Source organism: Mesobacillus harenae (assembly GCF_013343715.1).
In the GTDB taxonomy this organism is placed as follows: domain Bacteria; phylum Bacillota; class Bacilli; order Bacillales; family Cytobacillaceae; genus Mesobacillus_A; species Mesobacillus_A harenae.
On the sequence record NZ_JABUNR010000024.1, the window covers coordinates 27,037 to 47,082 of the forward strand.

General features: G+C 41.6%; 20 protein-coding genes. 13 read left to right on the top strand and 7 right to left on the bottom strand.

Translation table 11 applies throughout. The features are described from left to right. Positions 1-130: 130 nt before the first annotated feature. On the top strand, positions 131-358 hold the full coding sequence (locus tag HRJ06_RS21405; protein ID WP_174734980.1) for a hypothetical protein: 228 nt from the start codon (positions 131-133) through the stop codon (positions 356-358). A 59-nt stretch (positions 359-417) separates the two neighbouring features. Here HRJ06_RS21405 and HRJ06_RS21410 read toward each other — a convergent pair whose 3' ends face one another. Then, positions 418-1,380, bottom strand: a complete 963-nt coding sequence (locus HRJ06_RS21410) for an alpha/beta fold hydrolase (protein ID WP_174734981.1) — start codon at positions 1,378-1,380, stop codon at positions 418-420. Beyond that, the gene (locus HRJ06_RS21415; protein WP_174734982.1) at positions 1,373-1,882 is read right to left on the bottom strand and encodes a hypothetical protein; all 510 of its coding nucleotides are present in this window, start codon (positions 1,880-1,882) and stop codon (positions 1,373-1,375) included. The genes HRJ06_RS21410 and HRJ06_RS21415 overlap by 8 nt, the downstream gene beginning before the upstream one ends. Before the next feature lie 248 nt (positions 1,883-2,130). Here HRJ06_RS21415 and HRJ06_RS21420 point away from each other — a divergent pair, with 248 nt between their 5' ends. Next, positions 2,131-3,462, top strand: a complete 1,332-nt coding sequence (locus tag HRJ06_RS21420) for a cytochrome P450 (protein ID WP_338421135.1) — start codon at positions 2,131-2,133, stop codon at positions 3,460-3,462. Between the two features lie 318 nt (positions 3,463-3,780). Beyond that, positions 3,781-4,068: a hypothetical protein gene (locus HRJ06_RS21425; protein WP_174734984.1), complete on the top strand. Its 288-nt coding sequence runs from the start codon at positions 3,781-3,783 to the stop codon at positions 4,066-4,068. Between the two features lie 82 nt (positions 4,069-4,150). Here the strand turns inward: HRJ06_RS21425 and qoxD are convergent, their stop codons facing one another. From qoxD to qoxA, 4 genes are read right to left on the bottom strand one after another with little or no spacing between them, the layout of a single operon-like run. After that, positions 4,151-4,456, bottom strand: a complete 306-nt coding sequence (gene qoxD, locus HRJ06_RS21430; RefSeq protein WP_174734985.1) for a cytochrome aa3 quinol oxidase subunit IV — start codon at positions 4,454-4,456, stop codon at positions 4,151-4,153. Beyond that, positions 4,457-5,062 (bottom strand): cytochrome aa3 quinol oxidase subunit III, encoded by a 606-nt coding sequence (gene qoxC, locus HRJ06_RS21435; protein WP_174734986.1) that lies wholly within the window; start codon positions 5,060-5,062, stop codon positions 4,457-4,459. Next, on the bottom strand, positions 5,052-7,028 hold the full coding sequence (gene qoxB, locus HRJ06_RS21440) for a cytochrome aa3 quinol oxidase subunit I (RefSeq protein ID WP_174734987.1): 1,977 nt from the start codon (positions 7,026-7,028) through the stop codon (positions 5,052-5,054). Before qoxB ends, qoxC begins: the two co-directional genes overlap by 11 nt. Continuing rightward, positions 7,018-8,067: a cytochrome aa3 quinol oxidase subunit II gene (gene qoxA, locus HRJ06_RS21445; RefSeq protein WP_174734988.1), complete on the bottom strand. Its 1,050-nt coding sequence runs from the start codon at positions 8,065-8,067 to the stop codon at positions 7,018-7,020. The genes qoxB and qoxA overlap by 11 nt, the downstream gene beginning before the upstream one ends. A 714-nt stretch (positions 8,068-8,781) precedes the next feature. On the opposite strand from qoxA, the gene HRJ06_RS21450 reads away from it, so the two are divergent. The 8 genes from HRJ06_RS21450 (at position 8,782) to HRJ06_RS21485 (ending at position 17,521) form a co-directional block, all read left to right on the top strand. Then, positions 8,782-9,534, top strand: a complete 753-nt coding sequence (locus tag HRJ06_RS21450; RefSeq protein WP_174734989.1) for an SDR family NAD(P)-dependent oxidoreductase — start codon at positions 8,782-8,784, stop codon at positions 9,532-9,534. Between the two features lie 293 nt (positions 9,535-9,827). Next, entirely contained in the window at positions 9,828-10,265 is a 438-nt protein-coding gene (gene hutP, locus HRJ06_RS21455; protein WP_174734990.1) for a hut operon transcriptional regulator HutP, read from the top strand. 204 nt (positions 10,266-10,469) lie between these two features. Beyond that, the gene (gene hutH, locus HRJ06_RS21460; protein ID WP_174734991.1) at positions 10,470-11,993 is read left to right on the top strand and encodes a histidine ammonia-lyase; all 1,524 of its coding nucleotides are present in this window, start codon (positions 10,470-10,472) and stop codon (positions 11,991-11,993) included. A 35-nt stretch (positions 11,994-12,028) separates the two neighbouring features. Continuing rightward, positions 12,029-13,687 carry a urocanate hydratase gene (gene hutU / locus HRJ06_RS21465; protein WP_174734992.1) on the top strand — a complete coding sequence of 553 codons (1,659 nt, stop codon included), beginning with the start codon at positions 12,029-12,031 and terminating at the stop codon, positions 13,685-13,687. A gap of 38 nt (positions 13,688-13,725) precedes the next feature. Further along, positions 13,726-14,997 (top strand): imidazolonepropionase, encoded by a 1,272-nt coding sequence (hutI, locus tag HRJ06_RS21470; RefSeq protein ID WP_174734993.1) that lies wholly within the window; start codon positions 13,726-13,728, stop codon positions 14,995-14,997. Next, positions 14,975-15,916 (top strand): formimidoylglutamase, encoded by a 942-nt coding sequence (gene hutG / locus HRJ06_RS21475; protein WP_174734994.1) that lies wholly within the window; start codon positions 14,975-14,977, stop codon positions 15,914-15,916. Before hutI ends, hutG begins: the two co-directional genes overlap by 23 nt. A 465-nt stretch (positions 15,917-16,381) precedes the next feature. After that, on the top strand, positions 16,382-16,948 hold the full coding sequence (locus HRJ06_RS21480; protein ID WP_174734995.1) for a DUF4256 domain-containing protein: 567 nt from the start codon (positions 16,382-16,384) through the stop codon (positions 16,946-16,948). Positions 16,949-17,137: 189 nt separating this feature from the next. After that, entirely contained in the window at positions 17,138-17,521 is a 384-nt protein-coding gene (locus HRJ06_RS21485; RefSeq protein ID WP_174734996.1) for a VOC family protein, read from the top strand. Between the two features lie 351 nt (positions 17,522-17,872). On the opposite strand, the gene HRJ06_RS21490 is transcribed toward HRJ06_RS21485, so the two are convergent. Then, positions 17,873-18,463: a UbiX family flavin prenyltransferase gene (locus tag HRJ06_RS21490; protein WP_174734997.1), complete on the bottom strand. Its 591-nt coding sequence runs from the start codon at positions 18,461-18,463 to the stop codon at positions 17,873-17,875. Positions 18,464-18,731: 268 nt separating this feature from the next. Between HRJ06_RS21490 and HRJ06_RS21495 the strand changes: the two genes are divergently transcribed. Together HRJ06_RS21495 and HRJ06_RS21500 are read left to right on the top strand one after the other, a co-directional pair. Beyond that, positions 18,732-19,202: a flavin reductase family protein gene (locus HRJ06_RS21495; RefSeq protein ID WP_174734998.1), complete on the top strand. Its 471-nt coding sequence runs from the start codon at positions 18,732-18,734 to the stop codon at positions 19,200-19,202. 11 nt (positions 19,203-19,213) lie between these two features. Further along, the coding region (locus tag HRJ06_RS21500; RefSeq protein WP_277874717.1) for a 4-hydroxyphenylacetate 3-hydroxylase N-terminal domain-containing protein at positions 19,214-20,046 on the top strand (833 nt) is incomplete at its 3' end.

Here is a 20,046-nt window from a genome sequence, read left to right on the forward strand (position 1 = left end):
TTAAAACTTCTCGGAATTAACTTACAAACGCCCTGAATCCCTCCAAAACTCCTCGGATTAAATTTAAAAAACGAATAAACAGCTATATAAAGTTAACTCTATAGATAAAAAGAATGGAAAGAGGTTAAGCGTGAAGGAATATGAAATAAACCAACTAATTATTGATGATGATTTTGCTGGTGAAGAATATGTTACTGCAGACTTTTTTCACCAGAATAATAATTTTAGCATTACGTTTAAAAAAGCTGATCTTGAAATCATTAATACATGGATTTTTAAGGACGGTACATCTCTGCCTGCCTATTTACCTGATCATATGATTGAGTCAATAAGAGGAGAGGTTAAGGAAAGACTCTAGCCCAACATGTAAAAAAGAGCTTAGAACACGATTCCAAGCTCTTTTTGCTATTCATAAAATCAAGAATGGTCCCGCAGCCATTCTGAGAGGAAATCAGGAATACCGCCTCGAATGGCCAGGGTTACGTGTCCGCCCTTTACTCTTTTGTACGTTTTATCAACGGACGTCACTTTCGCCATTAGCGGCTTAATCAATTCCTCGGGTATTAGCTGATCACCTTCTGTCGAAACGACGAGCAGATTGGCCTTTATTTTTCTAAGATTGACCCGTTGCCCTCGGATTTTTAAGTTGTTTTTTATAAGTTTATTATCTTTTACAAGATCGTTAATGAGCTGCTTTAAAGCCGCACCTGCGAATGGAACATGTCCTTTTACCCACGTATCAAAACGCCGCCATTTCTCCAGATACTTTTTATCGTCAGCCCGGGCAAGCTTAGCTAATTGAGGAGTAAATGAAACCGGTGAGGTAACCATTTTCAGTGCGTATTCCATCACTTTTGCAGGAATAACACCATACTCATCGATCAGTTCATTGACATTGATTTCCCCCTGCTTTAAAGCTCTGATCCAATTATTCATATCTCGAGATTGGCTGAAATCGACTGGTGCAGCAAAAAGGATTAGGTTTTTAATCGGTTCTTTGGCTACTGCTGCGTAAATAACCGCCAAGGTACCGCCGAGACAATAACCAGTCAGAGTGATCGCTTCAGTTCCGGAATGCATGAGTGCTCTCTGCACCCCTGTTTGAATATAATCGATTATATAGTGGTCAAGAGTTAGGTATTTATCTTCATAACCTGGGATGCCGAAATCAAGTAAATACACATCATAGCCTTGTTCCGTAAAACCCTCAATCATACTCGCCCCTGGGCCGAGATCTAAAATAAAAGCCTGATTTACAAGTGAATATACGAGAAATACAGGAGTATTATATTTTTTTTGAGGTGATGGATAATGCCAAAGTACAGCTTTATTCTTCTTCCATACGGCTATTCTTGATGTGTTAGAAGGAAAGTCAGCCACGTCGCTGTCTCCTTTTTGTCAGAGTGGTTTCAAGCGTGTTTAAAAATGTGGCATGGTCCATCGGTGTCAGTAATTCTTTTAAATTAAGTCTATCCGACAGAATCTCTGTTTTTTCATCACTGATTACTTCGGGTTCGGGTATCAAAGTCCTTGGTTGTCTCCTGCTCCCGTGAAACGATCTTCCTCGGTCTTTTTCATGATTTTTTCTATCCATTAAATCGGAAAGCTGTAACTGAATTTGGTCAAGCTTTTCTTCGAGTTGAATGGCCAGTCTCGCAATTCTCGCAACATCATCTTTTGTAGGGATGTTCAGCTGCTGTGCGGCCATTTCATTAAATTCACGCAGAGACTTTAGTGTACGTGTGTGTTGCTTTAATCCAGCATTGGCGAGCTGAATGAAGTTTTTATCGTTTAATGTATCTTGGATCAAGGAATTAAGCTTCTTCTCATATTTAACGCCCAGATTCATTAAGTTTTTTAAGCTGCTTTGGTCCTGTTTCACATTTATTCTCCTTTCAAATGCAATTTGCGTTCAGGCATTTAATTTTTTATAAACAAGCTCTTTATATCTTATACACGCTGACATTAATCGTGCTGAAATTGATGGATTTGTCCAACAAGCCTTTAACTTAAATGGGCAAGGGCTTATCCATCAATTTGTACACAGAAAAAGCGCGTGATGCTTATGATATAACGAGCTATATAGAAAACAACGCCTGAAAGGAGGAAAGGATAATTTATACAAAAAAAATACCCACTGCCTCCAATGGGAAATGGATGACCGGACATTTAAAAGAATTCCAAAAGGACCCATTGGTTTTTATGAAAACTTTGGCAAATGATTATGGTGAGATTGTCCGTTTTAGGCTGGGCCCATTTCAAAAAGTAAATCTAATCACCGATCCGGAGTTGATTAAGGAAGTGCTTGTGACGAAGCAAAAAAGCTTTTTGAAATCCAGTGATGTTCAGTCTTTAAAAGCTCTTATTGGGGATGGTCTGTTAACTAGTGAAAAGGAGCTGCACATGCGCCAGCGCAGGCTGATCCAGCCAGCTTTTAAGAAGTCGCATATAATGGATTATGCCCAGGATATGATTGTTACGACCGAGAAATATATAGAAGGCTGGGAAGATGGCAAGGAAATTGAAATTACAGAAGATATGCTGAACATCACCCTTGGTATCATCAGTAAGACGATGTTCAGCATGGAATTGAACGAGGGCTATGACTTAGTTGGCGAGTCAGTGGAAAGAGCAATGAAACTTGCAGTCAGAAGGATGAGATCCATTATTCCGCTTCCTTTATGGGTGCCTGTTAAGCGAAATCGTGAATATAAACTTGCCAAACAAGCACTCGATGAAGTGCTTTTTAAAATTATTACAAGCAGGAGAGAGGATACTGAGGTAAAAGACGATCTTCTCGGTATTTTAATGAGAGCACGTGATGATCATGATGGAACTGGCATGACCGATTCTCAGCTTCGGGATGAATTAATGACCATTTTTTTGGCTGGCCATGAAACGACGGCTAATGCCCTATCGTGGACGCTGTATCTGTTGTCACAGAATCCAGAAGCTGAGCAGAAGCTCTATGAGGAGCTTGATGAAGTGATTGGCGAGGGAACCATTGCTCCTGAACATTTTACAGGTTTGAGCTACACACAAAATGTCATTTCAGAATCGCTTAGGCTTTATCCGCCTGCATATGTAATTGGGCGGCAGGTGGACGAGTCGGTTGATATTGGCGATTATCATATAAAAAAAGGCGAAATGATTTTGATAAGTCAGTATGTGATGCAAAGAAAGCCGGAATACTTTGAAGAACCTAATGAATTTAGGCCTGAGCGATTTGAAAATAACTTTATTAAATCCATTCCGGCTTATGCTTACTTTCCGTTTGGCGGCGGGCCGAGAGTGTGCATCGGGAACCACTTTGCTTTTATGGAAATGGTCCTTGTCCTGGCCTGTATCAGCCAGCGTTTTCAGCTGAAACCTGCTTTCGATGCATCATCGATAAAAACACAGCCGCTGATCACCTTAAGACCTAAACCTGGATTGCCGGTGGTATTGAAAAAGAGAGAATAACTTTAATATATAAAAATGTTTGCATGCTCTTCTTGGCAAACATTTTTTTATTGTATAGGAACTATAAAAGTTCCAATTATCGGGATGCCCAGCGACTGGTGTACTTCGCCTCCCTATGATAAGTCAACATCGAATGCGCTTTCGCTCTTGGTGTTTCCTTTATCTCAGTCGGTGTGCTCCAGTCCTGTCGTGCGCTTAACGGGCGCTTGCGCTTTTGTTTTGGTCAAGATTTTTAAAATGTTTGCAAGTGCAATCATAAAAAAAATTTGACAAATTTGTGAACAAATATAAAATAATGTGTAAAGGGGATGTTTGCAGATGGAGAAAAGCAGCTATTATAGTCAATTGAGAATCATTAGATTAATTACCGTAACTGTGTGGTCAATCGGCTTTGCTTTATTTTTGTTCACTTTTTTTGTAAACGGTTTCGTACTTAATTACCTGCTGTCTATTAGCGCAAGTTTAATGGTCTCGGCAATTTTGACACTTGGATTTTGTCTTTTTATTAAAATAATGGAGGAAGCCAGCCAAAAAAAGGATAGCTCTGTTGGAAGAACCAAGCAGACATCCAGGCTGGTATATAAAAAGTCATCCCAGCTATCTTGAGATTTTGGAGAGAGCGGATGGAGGAGACAATTTATTTTAAACAGAAAAAATCCGGCTTTGGGGCCGGATTTTTTAATGAGAACTAGTGGTGTGTGTGCATTCCTATTGACATCACCCAAACGGTTCCAGCGACGATTACAATCGCAACAAATATTCCATAAACAACGTTAATCGTCTGAGTACGGCCATCCTCACCTTCATTCATATGCATAAACATCGTCAGCTGAAGAGCTGCTTGCAGTACGGCCAGGGTACCGATAATCATCATAATTGTATTGAAGCTGTAGAAGGTTTTAAGTGCAACCCAAGCGGCAGCAAACGTCATGACAAGAGACAGAACGAACCCAACTATATGGCTGACTGGAAATACTTTAGCTTTGTTTTGCATCTACATCACCAGCCCTTTCAGGTATACGAATGTAAAGATGAAGATCCATACGACATCAAGGAAATGCCAGTACAATCCGAGAATAAATGTTTTTCGTGCGGTAACAGGTGTTAATCCGCGTCTTACTAGTTGGATGATGATCATGGTTGCCCAAATAATCCCGAAAGTGACGTGGGCTCCATGGGTGCCAAGCAGGACAAACAGGCTGGAAAGAAACGCGCTTGTTTGCATAGTTGCACCCATATGCACATAATGAATGAACTCATTAACTTCCATAAACAGGAACCCTGCCCCTAGCAATAGGGTTATAACAAACCAGGTAATCAGACCTTTAAGATTATTTCGGCGCATTTCGAATATGGCGAGGCCCATTGTAAAGCTGCTTGTTAACAACAGGACCGTTTGAATCATTACTTCTTTAATCATGATGATATCCTGATGTGTTGGACCGCCTGCATACCGCTGAAAAAGAACAGCATATACTCCGAAAAGAGTGGCAAATAACACAATCTCAGCGCCGAGAAAAATCCAGAAGCCCAGAATATTCATGCGGTTTTGCTCTGATTGGTACTCCAAGGGCAGAGACGTATTAAGATTAGCTGACATGATTATTCACCTCTCCTTTAACATTTCTCCAAGCGCTTTCTGTTTCTTGAACTTCCTCAACTGGAACATAATAGCCGTCATTGTAGTCAAATGAACGGTAGATCAATCCGCCGACAATTCCAAGTGCTGCAATTGCAGCAGCGATATGCCATTCAAATACAAGGAAGAACCCAGTAACACCAAAGACGATCGCCATTATAAACGGCAGCCCTGAATTGCTGGGCATGTGAATCTTTTTTATTTCTTTATCTGAGAGGGTTAAGCCCTCGTTGTTTTTCTTCATATACCAGAAAGCGTCAAGTGAGCTTGCTTCAGGCAATTTTGCAAAATTGTAATGCTGAACAGGTGAAGCCGTAGCCCATTCAAGTGTTCTTGCATCCCAAGGATCGCTTGAAATATTTCGGTCTGCATAACGGAAGCTCCAGTAGATGTTATAGCAGAAGACGGCAAAGCCAGCAGCTAAAACAACGGACCCAATACCTGACAGTGCAAATAATGGGGCAAAGCCAGAAGCCTCTGAGTAGGTATAAGCACGTCTAACAGCCCCGTCCAATCCAAGGAAGAACATCGGCATAAATGTCACGTTAAATCCAATAACAAACAGCCAAAAGTGCCATTTACCAAGCTTTTCGTTCAGCATATGGCCAAACATTTTTGGCCACCAATAGTAGAGGCCTGCAAACACGGCAAACACAACGCCAGGAATCAGCACATAATGGAAGTGGGCAACAAGGAATAAGGTGTTATGGTACTGATAATCAGCAGCACCCATTCCAAGCATGACACCAGTCACTCCGCCGATGACAAAGCATGGAACGAAAGCAAGTGCCCAAAGCATTGCGCTGGTCATTTTAATTCGGCCTTTGCGCATCGTGAACAGCCAGTTGAAGATTTTAACGCCTGTCGGAACAGCAATTAGCATTGTTGTGATAGAGAAGAATGAGTTGACCCCTGGGCTAGCACCCATAGTATAGAAGTGGTGTACCCATACAACCATACTAAGCACGGCTATGCCAACAATGCTGAACACCATTGATTTATATCCAAATAGTGATTTTCTTGAGAAGGTTGCAATAACCTCAGAAAAAATTCCGAATGCCGGCAAGGCTACGATATATACCTCAGGGTGAGCCCATAACCAGAACAGGTTGGCCCAAAGCATATCCATTCCGCCGCCTGACAAGGTAAAGAAATGGGTGCCGTACAAGCGGTCAAATGTCATTAGAGCAAGAGCGACCGTGAAGATCGGGAAGGCTGCTACAATAATGACGGATGTAACTAGCGTCGTCCAAGTGAACATGGGCATCTTCATTAATGTCATGCCTTTTGTTCTCATTTTTAAAATGGTGACAATAAAGTTAATACCGGACATCAATGTACCAATCCCAGCTATTTGCAGGGCTACAGCATAATAGTTATTTCCGATGCCCGGACTGAATTCTTTACCCGCGAGCGGAAAATATGAAGTCCAGCCTGCATCAGGAGATCCACCAATGACAAATGATATATTGAAGAGCATCGCACCGCTAAAGAACAGCCAGAAACTCCATGCATTTAAATGAGGGAACGCAACATCCCTGGCGCCAATTTGCAAAGGGATCACCACGTTCATCAGACCGATTAAGAATGGCATGGCCATAAACAAGATCATGATAACTCCATGTGTCGTAAAAATCTCATTATAATGCTGGGCAGTCAGAAACTCTTTCTCGGGTCCTGATGTCTGAGCTTTCATTAACAAACCGTCCATGCCGCCACGGAAAAACATCAGAACGGCAGCAATTATATACATAATCCCAATTCGCTTATGGTCAACTGTTGTCAGCCACTCTGTCCATAACCAGCGCCATTTCCTTAAATAGGTGATTCCTGCGACAATTCCAATCATGGTTAGCAGAATCGCAATCTGCGAACCTAGTATTAATGGGTCTCCGGTAATAAAAAACTCATTCCATTTAATGCCCATGGTGCTCGTCACCTCCACTAGATTCTTTATGATCAACATGTTCACTATCTTTTACATGATCCTTTTGATCAACCTGTTCATTGTCGGTTATATGATCCTCATGTTTATCTGTATCTACATCTTTGTTTTTATAATTATCTTCTTCTTCAAAGGTTCTTCCTCGATACCCGTGAGTCTTATATAATTCTGGATTTGTATAAGTCTTTGAATCCATTTCACTGTGGTCGACCCAAGCTAAGTGAGTGTTTGAGAACGTTAAACGTCCTAGGTGAGTAGGCTCAAGAAGTTTCTCATACTCGGATTCTGTCAGTTTAGGAGCTGTATCCTGAACTTCTTTGACCCACTCATCGAATTCAGACTGAGTCTGGGCCAGCACCTCAAACTGCATTTCAGCATATCCCTTGCCATTAAAATTGGTATTTCTGCCTTCATAAGAACCAGGATTGTCGGCAAGAAGGTAAAGCTGTGTTTCCATTTTACCCATCGTGTATTTCTGGCCAGCAAGTGCTGGAACCCAGAAGGACTGCATCGTACTTGCTGATGTCAGCCGGAAATCGATAGGGGTATCTTCAGGGATGTTAACGTAATTGACTGTTTCAATATTTTGATCTGGGTAACTGAAAATCCATTTCCAGTCAGCAGAAGTAACATTTATGGTAATTGGTTCCTTGTCTTCATATCCTTTAGGAACCTCTTCCAAAGCGTAAAGCGTTTTTACGGTTGGTATTGTCAAGGCGATGACAATAAGGATTGGAATGCCTACCCAAATAATTTCTAGAAGTGTACTGCCGTGTTCCTCAGGAGGTTCGTAATCCATGTTGTCCTTTCGTTCCCGGTACTTCCAAACAATATAGGCAAATAATCCAAAAACGACTACAACAACAAGCAGCATCCACATTAATGACCAGTTGATCAGCTCAGCAATGGCTCGTGCTGCCGGGCCTTGGGGCTCAAATACAACCATATTAACCTCACAGCCGCTAAGGATGAGAAGAGGAATAACTGCTAACAGGGTTATGCGGATTTTTTTGAGTTTCACTGACTTCAGCTCCTTTTATAAAAAACATTGTTCAAAGCATCACAAATAAATGTTCAGTTATTCACAAACTTAACAAAACAGAAGAGCATTTAATGTAATTAGGTTTCTAACAAGGAAAAGGGACCCTTTAGGTTTATTACATTAACACTATACGTATGATGTTAACATATCGATATAGAAAAAGTTGTGTCAAAAAAAGTAAGGTTTAAAATAACATTTGGATTTTTTCGAGCATATTACTTGCTTTTTTTAGCGGGAGTTTATCTCGCGTGAATACCTTGGTGAAGCGGTTAGAAAGAGTTTTTGAATTTTAAATCTGATGAATAATTAAATAATAGTTTTTCAATAAAGACATATATTAAGGAAAGGATGATGGTTATTTTATCGGGTTAACAATATATTAAAATACTTTAAAGAGAAATTCGCTTTTATTAAAGCCTATTGGTAGCTGGCGAAAAATTCCTTAAATAAGGATCATTGACTAAACACTTACGGAGGAAATGAGAATGAATTTGAGGATACAGCAATTTTGACTCCAGCTTATATATAAATCAGCAATGTATCTAAACCAAGCTAAATATAGAAGGGTAAACTTTCTATTTAATCAATTCGATTACGAATGTTAATTGAATTGTTAGAAAATTAAACATATAATAGAGTAGTAGCAAACTAACCGGTTAGTATTTTAATTATACATATTAGGAGGAAAGAAAAATGAAGCTGAAGGATAAAGTTGCGATTATAACAGGTGGCGGGGGCGGTATTGGGCGTGCTACTGCCGTGCTTTTTGCTAAAGAAGGGGCACAAGTGGTTGTCTCCGACATAAATCAAGAAAGCGCACAAGAAACTGTCAATCTCATTAAGTCTGAAGGTGGGGAGGCTGTAAGTGTTGTAGCAGATATGGCAAACCATGTTGATGTTGAGAAACTTGTCAGCTTCACGACTGAAACATACGGAGGCCTCGACATTATCTTTAATAATGCAGGAGTTGGCAATCAAGAGGTAAAACTAGCTGATTTGCCCGTTGAAGAATGGGATCGCGTGGTTGATATCAATTTAAAAGGTGTTTTCCTCGGAATGAAATATGCCATCCCGAAAATGATCGAACGCGGCGGCGGGGCGATCATCAATACTTCTAGTCTTCTTGGCTTCAAAGGGAAAAAATATGTCAGTGCCTATAATGCTTCAAAAGGAGGCGTAATAACGCTATCAAAAAATGCCGCTGTTGAATATGGCACCAAGAATATTAGGGTAAACGCAGTGGCACCGGGTGTGATTGACACAGATATTATCCAAAATTGGAAAGATGATGAACGCAAGTGGCCGCTTATTTCCAGGGCATGTGCCTTAGGCCGGATTGGGCAGCCTGAGGAAGTCGCAAAGGCAGTGTTATTTTTAGCCTCAGACGATGCTTCCTATGTAACAGGAACCTCCTTGCTCGTTGATGGTGGAGGATTGACGTTCTAATTGTTAGGTGATTGAGAGGAGACCTTGTGTCTCCTTTTTTCATTTTTGAGGTACTGCTAGAAGGGGTGGCTAAGTGCTTTACTCCATACTTTAGAAAGTATGGCGATTGGTCAAACAGCAAGGTTGTATTTAGAGAGAACGCGCTTCTGTTAATCGTTCACTTTACTGTGCTATCAGTTTAATACACTAGTATACTAAAATTTGGAAAATCCATTGACAACTGTTATTGAGGACGAATAAAATGATGATAAGATATTAGTTAATAGGTAAAATTCAGAAAATGAGGTTTCCTTATGGGCCAAAAAGTGGCGATTGGAAAAATGGCGGTACTATTAGCTTCGCTGTCAGATGAGGAATTAACCTTCTTTCGTCCTTCTCTTAGTGCAGTTCAATACTGTCAGGGGAAAGTTGGTTCAATGAATATGCAAAAAGTAATATCCGCAGTGGAAACTGCCGCAAAGCGTAATAAGCTAATCCATGAAAGCTATTACCGGGAAACACATGCTCTGTACCATGCAATAATGGAAGGCATAGAAGGTGTAACAAGGGGCCAGCCTGCTATTGGTGAAATGAGCCGAACAGTCGGCTTGAGATTTGCTGTTGTGAGGGGCACTCCTTATACCGAAATAGGTGAGGGAGAATGGATTGCTGTTGCTTTTTACGGGACGATCGGGGCGCCTGTTAAAGGGGCGGAGCATGAAACAATTGGTCTAGGAATTAATCATATATAAATGTACATTGCCTATAGTCACTAGTCAGTAGGAGGCGATGATGGTATCTCTATGCCATTATCGCCTCCTATTTATTTTGGCTCAGTTAAAGAACATTAGGCCCAGTATACCGATGATCTCCCGGAATCGCCCTGCGGTAAGCGAGCGCCTTAAGCGGACGGCTTGGGTTTAACGAGTTTATATAACCGGAAAGGAAGGAAGTAAATGGTACAGCTTACAGGTAATTCATTAACGTTAGATGAAATAAGAAGGATTTGCTATGAGCATGAACTTGTAACAATCAGTGTTGACAGCATGCGAAAGGTGGAAGCGAGCAGGAAGGCTGTCGAAAAAATCGTTTCAGAAAAACGAGTTGTGTATGGGATTAATACCGGTTTCGGGAAATTTAGTGACGTTATAATTGCCGGTGACGATGTAAATGATTTGCAATTAAACTTAATCAGATCTCATGCCTGCGGGGTCGGAGAGCCATTTCCAGAAGTAGTCTCAAGAGCTATGTTGCTTTTACGTCTAAATGCACTATTGAAGGGATTTTCAGGAATCCGTCCTGTACTTGCCGAACTGCTTGCTGCGCTTTTAAATAGAGAAATCCATCCCGTCGTCCCACAGCAGGGCTCTTTAGGTGCCTCAGGAGATCTTGCCCCGCTTTCCCATTTAGCACTTGTCTTGATTGGTGAAGGAAAGGTCTATTACCAGAGGCAAATCTGCTCTGCGCAAGAAGCTTTTAAACAGGAAGGGTTAGAGCCAATTGTTTTACAGGCCAAAGAAGGGTTGGCTCTAATTAACGGGACACAGGCGATGACTGCAATGGGAGTCGTCAATTGGATTGAAGCATCCGACCTTGCATATCAAAGCGAATGGATCGCCGCTTTAACAATGGAAGGGCTTGAAGGAATAATAGATGCTTTTCATCCAGCGATTCACGAGGCTAGGGGTTACCCGCAGCAAATGGCTGTGGCCGAACGAATGAGAGATATTTTAAACGGAAGCATGCTGATTACAAGGCAAGGAGAGAAGCGGGTCCAGGATGCTTACTCACTGCGTTGTATTCCACAGGTGCATGGAGCTTCCTGGCAGGCGTTTGATTATGTGAAAGAAAAACTTGAAATTGAGTCGAATGCTGCGACGGATAACCCATTGATTTTTGATGGAGGAGAAACAGTCATTTCAGGAGGCAATTTCCATGGGCAGCCGATTGCGATTGCGATGGATTTTATGAAAATTGCTGCCGCAGAGCTTGCTAGTATTTCTGAGCGCCGGATCGAACGGCTCGTCAATCCGCAATTAAACGACCTGCCACCATTTTTAAGCCCGCAGCCTGGCCTGCAATCTGGAGCAATGATTATGCAGTATTGTGCGGCTTCGCTTGTATCAGAAAATAAAACACTTGCCCATCCGGCCAGCGTCGATTCGATTCCATCATCTGCAAACCAGGAAGACCATGTCAGCATGGGTACCATTGCTGCCCGGCATGCTCATCAGATAATACAAAATGTCCGCCGAGTCCTGGCAATTGAATGTATTTGTGCCCTTCAAGCTGTCCAATACAGGGGAATCGATAAAATGTCGCCGCAAACAAGAAGTTTTTATGAGGAAGCGAGGGAATTGGTTCCATCTATTACAGAAGATCGAATCTTTTCAGAGGATATTGAAAGGCTGGCTGCCTGGTTAAAAAAAAATAACGGGCACTGGACAGCTCTAACAAATCATATTCCAGTATTACAGTAGAGTTCTTCAACAAACAAACGTAAAGGGGTAAAGCCATGACAACTCAAGCAAATAGAAATATTACTGCTAAAAAAGGACTGGATCTCGAATGCAAGGGCTGGGAGCAAGAAGCTGCACTAAGGATGCTTTATAACAATCTAGATCCTGAGGTTGCCGAAAAACCGGAGGAGTTGGTGGTTTACGGCGGTATTGGTAAAGCGGCTCGCAACTGGGAGTCGTTTGATGCAATTGTTAAAACGCTGCGGAGGCTTGAGAACGATGAAACAATGCTGATCCAATCGGGTAAACCTGTCGCCGTATTTAAAACTCACAAAGCTGCTCCAAGAGTACTATTATCAAACTCTGTGCTCGTTCCTAAATGGGCCAACTGGGAGCATTTTCATGAGCTTGACCAGAAAGGGCTGATGATGTACGGCCAAATGACAGCAGGAAGCTGGATTTATATTGGAACCCAAGGGATTTTGCAAGGAACATATGAAACTTTTGCAGAAGTAGCACGCCAGCATTTTGGAGGATCGTTAAAAGGAACGATAACTCTTACTGCAGGACTTGGCGGAATGGGCGGAGCTCAGCCGCTTGCAGTAACGATGAATGGCGGTGTCTGTATTGCAGTGGAGGCGGATCGTTCGCGAATCCAGAAGCGGTTAGACACAAAGTATTGCGACCGGATGACTGATTCGATCGATGAAGCGATTGCATGGGCAAAGGAAGCTAAACAAAAAGGTGCTCCCCTATCGATTGGGCTGATCGGAAATGCGGCTGAAGTCCATCATGATTTGTTGAACAGAAAAGTAAACATTGATATTGTAACCGACCAAACGTCAGCACATGATCCGCTAAACGGCTATGTGCCAGAAGGAATGACTTTGGAAGAAGCGGATTCGCTCAGAGCTTCTAGTTCAAAGAAATATGTAAAGCTAGCCAGTCAATCGATGCTCAAACACGTGCAAGCAATGCTTAAGTTTCAGCAGAGAGGGTCTATTGTATTTGATTATGGAAATAACATCCGCCAAGTGGCAAAGGATGAAGGGGAAACCCGCGCCTTTGATTTTCCCGGCTTTGTGCCAGCCTATATACGTCCCTTGTTTTGTGAAGGGAAAGGACCTTTCCGGTGGGTTGCTCTTTCAGGTGATCCGGAAGATATTTACCGGACTGACAGACTGATCAAGGAGCTGTTTCCAGATAACGAGCCGCTCCTTCGCTGGATTGATATGGCTCAGGAAAAAGTAGCGTTCCAAGGACTGCCCTCAAGGATTTGCTGGCTGGGCTATGGCGAGAGAGTTAAGATGGGGCTTGCCATCAACGAACTTATCCGGTATGGAGAATTGAAAGCACCGATTGTAATCGGCCGTGACCATCTAGACTGCGGCTCGGTCGCATCGCCAAATCGGGAAACAGAATCGATGAAGGATGGCAGTGATGCTGTCGGAGACTGGGCAATCTTAAATGCCCTTGTTAATGTAGCAGCAGGCGGGTCGTGGATTTCCGTTCATCACGGTGGTGGAGTCGGTATGGGATATTCGCTGCATGCAGGAATGGTCGTTGTAGCCGATGGGACTGAATTAGCTGAAGAAAGGCTTGAAAGGGTCTTAACAACAGATCCAGGCATGGGAATTGTTCGCCACGCTGATGCAGGATATGAAAAAGCAATTGATGTTGCCGGGGAAAAGGGCGTCGACATCCCGATGCTTTAATAATCAGGTAGAAGCCTGTTCAGAAAGGATGAAAAAACATGACCTACGATTTACTTGTTTATAATATTGGACAATTGATTTTACCCAAGTGTTCTTCAAAACCTTTAAAAGGGGATGAGATGAAAGAGCTTCTTGTTAAAGAAAAGGCTGCTTTTGCAATCTCCGATGGAAAAGTTGCCTGGATTGGTTCTGATGGAGACGCCCAACATCTTACCGCCAGAGAAACGGTAAATGTACAGGGGAAGGTAGTCTCGCCGGGATTGGTGGACCCGCATACCCATCTGGTGTTTGGAGGTTCCCGTGAACACGAGCTTGCTCTTAAGCAGGCTGGTGTCCCCTATTTAGAAATACTGGCCAGAGGCGGCGGAATTCTGTCTAGTGTCGAAGCAACGAAAAAGGCAACACTAGAAGAACTAATGATGAAAGCCAGTTTTCATCTTGAAAGAATGATCTCTTTTGGTGTGACTGCGGTCGAAGCCAAGAGTGGCTATGGGCTTGATCGGGAAACAGAACTTAAACAGCTCCGGGTCACTAAACAGCTGCAGGAGAGATATCCAGTTCAGCTTGTTTCTACTTTTTTAGGAGCTCATGCAGTTCCGTCTGGCTATAAGGGAAGCGAAGCCCTATTTCTAGATGAAATGATCGATTTGCTAGACGAGATTAAGGAGGAACAGCTGGCCGAATACGTTGATATCTTCTGTGAAACGGGTGTCTTTACGCTTGACCAGTCGAGAAATTTTTTACGAAAAGCATTGGATAAAGGGTTTGGAATAAAAATTCATGCAGATGAAATCGACCCGCTTGGCGGAACTGAACTAGCCGCCTCTCTTGGTGCTGCAAGTGCAGATCATCTTGTGGCAGCATCCGACCATGGGATCAATAGTTTAAGCGAAAGCGAAACAGTTGCTGTTTTACTCCCGGGTACCACTTTTTATTTAGGAAAAGACCACTATGCCCGTGCTAGAGAAATGATTGATGGCGGGGCAGCAGTTGCTCTTGCGACCGACTTTAATCCAGGCAGCTGTGTAACTGAGAATCTGCAGCTGATCATGTCTCTTGCGGCACTAAAACTAAAAATGACAGCGGAGGAAATCTGGAATGCGGTAACAGTTAATGCTGCTTTTGCGATTGGGAAAGGGACAGAAGCTGGAACACTGGAACCTGGTAAACAAGCTGATTTTGTCATCTGGGATGTCCCAAACTATTTGTATATCCCGTATCACTACGGCGTGAACCATGCAGAACAGGTATATTGTAAAGGAAATAAACTTTGGGAGAGAGCAGCCTATGGAGCAGTTCAGTTATCTTAACCCAGGAAATGCAGCCGTCTTTAAGGATCGCTATGTAACAAAGGTGGATGAATGCATTATGGCATATAAAAAAGGGGAAAAAGGTGAGATTGGACTGTTAGGTCTGCCCTCTTCCAAGTCCTCGATTACCCTGTCGAATGCGGCAAATGCACCCAGGACGATTCGGACCGCTCTAGGCAGCTATTCTACTTTTTCAGGTGAGCAAGACCGGGACTACCATGATTATAGAATCTTAGATTTTGGCGATGTGAATGTACATCCAACCGACAATGAGGAAACCCTGGAGCGTCTTTATATAAGTGTAAGGGAAATGATTGAAACGGATGCTTGCCATCGCTACATCCTGCTCGGCGGTGACCATGGCGTGAGCTTTCCGTCGATACGGGCGTTTTCCAAGAAGTACGGTAGAACAGGTGTCATTCAATGGGATGCCCATCATGATGTACGCAATCTGGAGGATGGCGGCAGGACGAATGGCACTCCTTTTCGAAGTTTACTAGAGGAAGGAATCGTCAGGGGAGAAGATCTTGTTCAAATTGGAATCCGCGATTTTTCCAATGCAAAGGCTTATCATGATTATGCGATTACAAGGGGAGCAAGCATTTATACCATGGCTGATATTGATCAGGATGGACTGATTCCTCTCATTGAAAAGGAAATCAAACGGCTTGCCGCTCAAGTGGACTTTATTTATTTATCTGTTGATATGGATGTTGTGGACCAGGCTTATGCTCCCGGTTGTCCGGCTATCGGTCCTGGAGGGTTAACGAGCAGAGAGCTGTTAGCGAGCATCAAAGCTGCAGCTACCCACCCGAGAGTAAAAGCAATGGATATTGTCGAGATTGACCCGTCCAAAGATTTCCGTGATATGACAAGCAGGCTGGCTGCACATGCGATGCTTCGATTTATGTATACGTAAATCAATAGCAAAAAAAGATGTTTTAAGGCTAACTAGTTCCGTTAGTGTGGGAAACTTTACTAATAGCACAAAAAATAGCAGACGATTAGCATACAGTTTTTTGTATTGCTTTAATGACATTTTAAAAAATAGACACCAAATAGCATAGCAATTAGCACCCTTAATAACATCTTGACAATAGATATTGCCGACGTGCCGACGTATAGATAAGGGTGCTATTTCGTTTGTCAATTCTCAGCTTTATTGTAAAAGATTAAGGGATAATATCATTATATGGTAAAATATAGATGGAATTTAGAATACTTTTAAGTTCATCAACTAACGAATTAGTTAAGTTAAGAATGTAAATTATCATTTGCACTAATATCGTGATGGCATCTAACTAATTTCAGAAAACAATTTTTTATAAGACAATATTTATACATACCTAAACAATATGAGCAAAGCAATAGGAGGGGAACTTACATGACAAAAGTTAAAAAGAAGTTCTCGCTGGAACAAAGTGAAGAATTACTCAGAGCGTTAAAAGCCCGTTTTGAGAAAAATATGAACCGCCATAATGGCCTTGAATGGTCTAAAGTCCAAGTGAAGCTGGAAGCTAATACAGAAATAATGTGGTCCCTCAATGAAATGGAAAGAACTGGCGGCGAACCAGATGTTGTTGGATATGATGAACAGAAGGACCAATACGTTTTTTATGATTGTTCAGCGGAAAGTCCTAAAGGACGCAGAAGTGTTTGTTATGACCGTGCAGCGCTAGAGTCAAGGAAAAAACATAAACCAGAGAATAATGTCATTGATATGGCAGCAGCCATGGGCATTGAACTTTTAACTGAAGAACAATATAGAGCATTGCAGAAACTTGGTAGTTTCGATATGAAAACATCGAGCTGGGTGCAAACACCTTCTGATATTAGAGAATTGGGTGGTGCTCTTTTTTGCGATTTTCGCTTCGGGCACGTCTTTCTTTATCATAATGGTGCGGACTCATACTATGCTGCCAGAGGGTTTCGAGGCTCGTTAAGAGTCTAAATTCACAGAGACATTAATGATCGGAACAAATGGTGGAGGATCTAATTCGATTTTACTTTTGGTCTAATAATGGAAGACTAGGTATTGAGGTTTTTAGTAATACCCGCCCATTTTGAAGGTTATGTTGATATTCAGAAAAGGGCTTGACGAATGTGTGGGAAATATTGATTAAAGAAGGGGGAAAATAGAATGAAAATCATTGTTACAAGTATTTTCGTAGAAGACCAGGACAAGGCATTGGAGTTTTATTCAGAAACGCTGGGATTTGTAAAAAAGCACGACGTTCCCGCTGGAGAATTCAGGTGGATAACGCTAGTTTCTCGAGATGAACAAGACGGTACCGAGCTTCTGCTCGAACCGAATGCCCATCCAGCCGCCAAAGAATATCAAAAGAAGATATTTGCCGATGGCATTCCAGCAACAATGTTTGGCGTTTCAGATATTAACAACGAGTATAAACGATTATTGGAAAAAGGTGTAAAGTTTACTATGGAGCCGACAGAAATGGGCGAAGTTACAATAGCTGTCTTCGAAGATACTTGCGGCAACCTTATTCAGATAGCGGAGAAGTAATTTTGTGACAAAGAGATATAACCTAAGTTAAATGTTTTATGTTTATGTTTTTTGTTCGGTGAAGGATTTTATAACCAATAAAATAACTTCTGTTAACCCTGTACTAAAAAACCACACACACATTAAAGTCAAAAAGCTTGAGATTTGGAAAGATTTCCTCAAGCTTTTTTTGATTGCTATTTATACTGACATGCTAATTCGTATGTTCTCCGTGTCATAAGAACTACTTAAGACGCATCTCTTATTTTCTCTTCAGTTTTCATAATAATTTTTGGTTTTATTTAGGTATTTTGGAATATTAAATTAAGATACTCTTCCCAGCATTATAAGTACTCATTCACTAATATTTTTTTAAACTTCGTAAATTTTATTAGTTGGCGTTTTCTCTGACTGCAACCACCGTTCTGTTAATTTATTCTCTATTCTAAATTGATCTAGAACCCGGGCAACTGTATGGTTAACTATTTGATCCACAGTAGTCGGTTTATTATAAAATGCAGGCATAGGTGGTAGAATGACTGCACCTGCACGTGCCAATCTAAGCATATTCTCTAAGTGAATTTCACTTAAAGGAGCTTCTCTGGGGACTATTACCAGTTTTCGCTTTTCCTTAAGAGTCACGTCGGCAGTTCGGGACAATAAATTATCGGCAAGACCGTAACTTATAGATGCTAACGATTTCATGCTGCAAGGTGCAATTATCATCCCGTCTGTCAGGAAAGAACCACTAGATATAATTGCTGCCTGATTTCTAGAAGAATAGGCATAGGTTGCCAGATCTTTAATGTCGGCTGGTTTGTATGGTGTTTCAATTGTAATTGTTTTTTCAGCCCATTCACTCATAATCAAATGAGTCTCTACGCCTCTCTCTTTTAGTGCCTCTAAAATCCTAATACCGTAAATAGCTCCCGTTGCCCCAGATATCCCTAATACGATTTTCATTTTAATATCTCCCCATTTCGGTTTATTTCATAAATGAAATGTTTTATTTCTAATTTGAAAATTCTGAAAACTATAAATGTTTAAGAAAACATTAACATAGATATAAATAACTTGTCCATTATCAATTTTGAAATGTAAAATCCCCACCCTTAAAGGTTTATGAAAGAAAATATTATATTTTTTTTTGGATTCTCATAACTTGGCATGGAAGTTGCATTAATAAAAACAATAGCTTTTAACTGCTTACTATAGAAAGGGGAACAAAGCAATGAGTTTTGATTCACGGGAGTTCAGAAATGCAATAGGATGTTTTTCTACGGGTATAACAGTTATCACAGTAAAAGGAGAGGGCGATACACATGCAATGACTGCTAATGCTGTATCTTCGGTATCCCTGTCGCCTCCAGTTGTTCTAATCTGTATAGACCATCGAGCTAAATGCTTGAATTTGATTCATGAGGCTGGTTTTTTTGGAGTTAATATTTTGAAAGATTCTCAGATAGATATTTCAAGGCACTTTGCAAATCAGAAGTGTGAAGACGACCCTCAGTTTAAATTCATAACAACAGAAGAGGGAGCACCGTTACTAGAAAATGCATTAGTGAATTTGAACTGTAAAGTAATTCAGTCGGTGGTTGTAGGCGATCACACTGTATTCTTCGGTGAAGTTTTGAACCTAAATACTGAAGATGGAACGCCCCTTTGTTTCTATAAAGGTCAATACCGTCAATTAGCTTGAGGAGGAAAGTCATGATTAGATCAGGAAAAGATTACTTAAAGAGTTTAAATGACGGAAGAAAAGTATTCATCGACGGGGAACTGGTGAAGGACATAACTTCACACCCGGCTCTGAAAGGAATTTCGCAAACTGTGGCAAATTTGTATGATCAAGTTGCCGATCCGAAAAATGATATGACTTATCTGTCACCTAATACAGGGAAGCCGGTTAGTAAAGCCTATATCATCCCGCGTTCAAGGGAAGATCTAGAAGAAAAACGAATTTCAATGACAAAGAGTGCGAATTTAACCTATGGGTTAGTAGGCAGAAGTCCTGAACACGTCGCAAACTTCCTAGTGGGATTCGTTAGTTCACCTGAATTATTTGCGAAAGCCGGCCAGCAGTATGCAGACAATGTAAACAAATTTTATGAACACGCTAGAGACAACCACTTGTTTGGTTCTTACGCCATTGTTCAGCCGCAAATTGACCGAAGCAAACCAGCACATGAACAAGAAGATCCTTATTTGGCCGCAGGTGTTTATGAAGAAAGACCGGATGGAATTGTACTTCGCGGAGCGCAAATGCTGGCAACGAGCGGCGCGGTATCTGATTATTTATTCCTAACATGCATCCAGCCTTTACGTCCTGGTGATGAGAATTATGCGATCTCTGTTGCGATTCCAATTAATACCCCTGGGCTGAAACTATATTTACGTCGCGGCTATGCAGCGGATAAGCCAAGTGTGTATGACTACCCGCTTTCCACTCGCTTTGATGAAACCGACGCATTGGCTGTTTTAGAAGATGTTTTCGTCCCGTGGGAAAATGTATTCGCTTATAAAAATATTGAACTAACATACAA

Bases quoted from the DNA above. Each gene is read 5' to 3' on its own strand.
- HRJ06_RS21425 (WP_174734984.1), top strand. From the start codon at position 3,781: ATGGAGAAAAGCAGCTATTATAGTCAATTGAGAATCATTAGATTAATT.
- qoxD (WP_174734985.1), bottom strand. From the start codon at position 4,456: ATGCAAAACAAAGCTAAAGTATTTCCAGTCAGCCATATAGTTGGGTTC.
- qoxC (WP_174734986.1), bottom strand. From the start codon at position 5,062: ATGTCAGCTAATCTTAATACGTCTCTGCCCTTGGAGTACCAATCAGAG.
- qoxB (WP_174734987.1), bottom strand. From the start codon at position 7,028: ATGGGCATTAAATGGAATGAGTTTTTTATTACCGGAGACCCATTAATA.
- HRJ06_RS21450 (WP_174734989.1), top strand. From the start codon at position 8,782: ATGAAGCTGAAGGATAAAGTTGCGATTATAACAGGTGGCGGGGGCGGT.
- hutP (WP_174734990.1), top strand. From the start codon at position 9,828: ATGGGCCAAAAAGTGGCGATTGGAAAAATGGCGGTACTATTAGCTTCG.
- hutH (WP_174734991.1), top strand. From the start codon at position 10,470: ATGGTACAGCTTACAGGTAATTCATTAACGTTAGATGAAATAAGAAGG.
- hutU (WP_174734992.1), top strand. From the start codon at position 12,029: ATGACAACTCAAGCAAATAGAAATATTACTGCTAAAAAAGGACTGGAT.
- hutI (WP_174734993.1), top strand. From the start codon at position 13,726: ATGACCTACGATTTACTTGTTTATAATATTGGACAATTGATTTTACCC.
- hutG (WP_174734994.1), top strand. From the start codon at position 14,975: ATGGAGCAGTTCAGTTATCTTAACCCAGGAAATGCAGCCGTCTTTAAG.
- HRJ06_RS21480 (WP_174734995.1), top strand. From the start codon at position 16,382: ATGACAAAAGTTAAAAAGAAGTTCTCGCTGGAACAAAGTGAAGAATTA.
- HRJ06_RS21485 (WP_174734996.1), top strand. From the start codon at position 17,138: ATGAAAATCATTGTTACAAGTATTTTCGTAGAAGACCAGGACAAGGCA.
- HRJ06_RS21490 (WP_174734997.1), bottom strand. From the start codon at position 18,463: ATGAAAATCGTATTAGGGATATCTGGGGCAACGGGAGCTATTTACGGT.
- HRJ06_RS21495 (WP_174734998.1), top strand. From the start codon at position 18,732: ATGAGTTTTGATTCACGGGAGTTCAGAAATGCAATAGGATGTTTTTCT.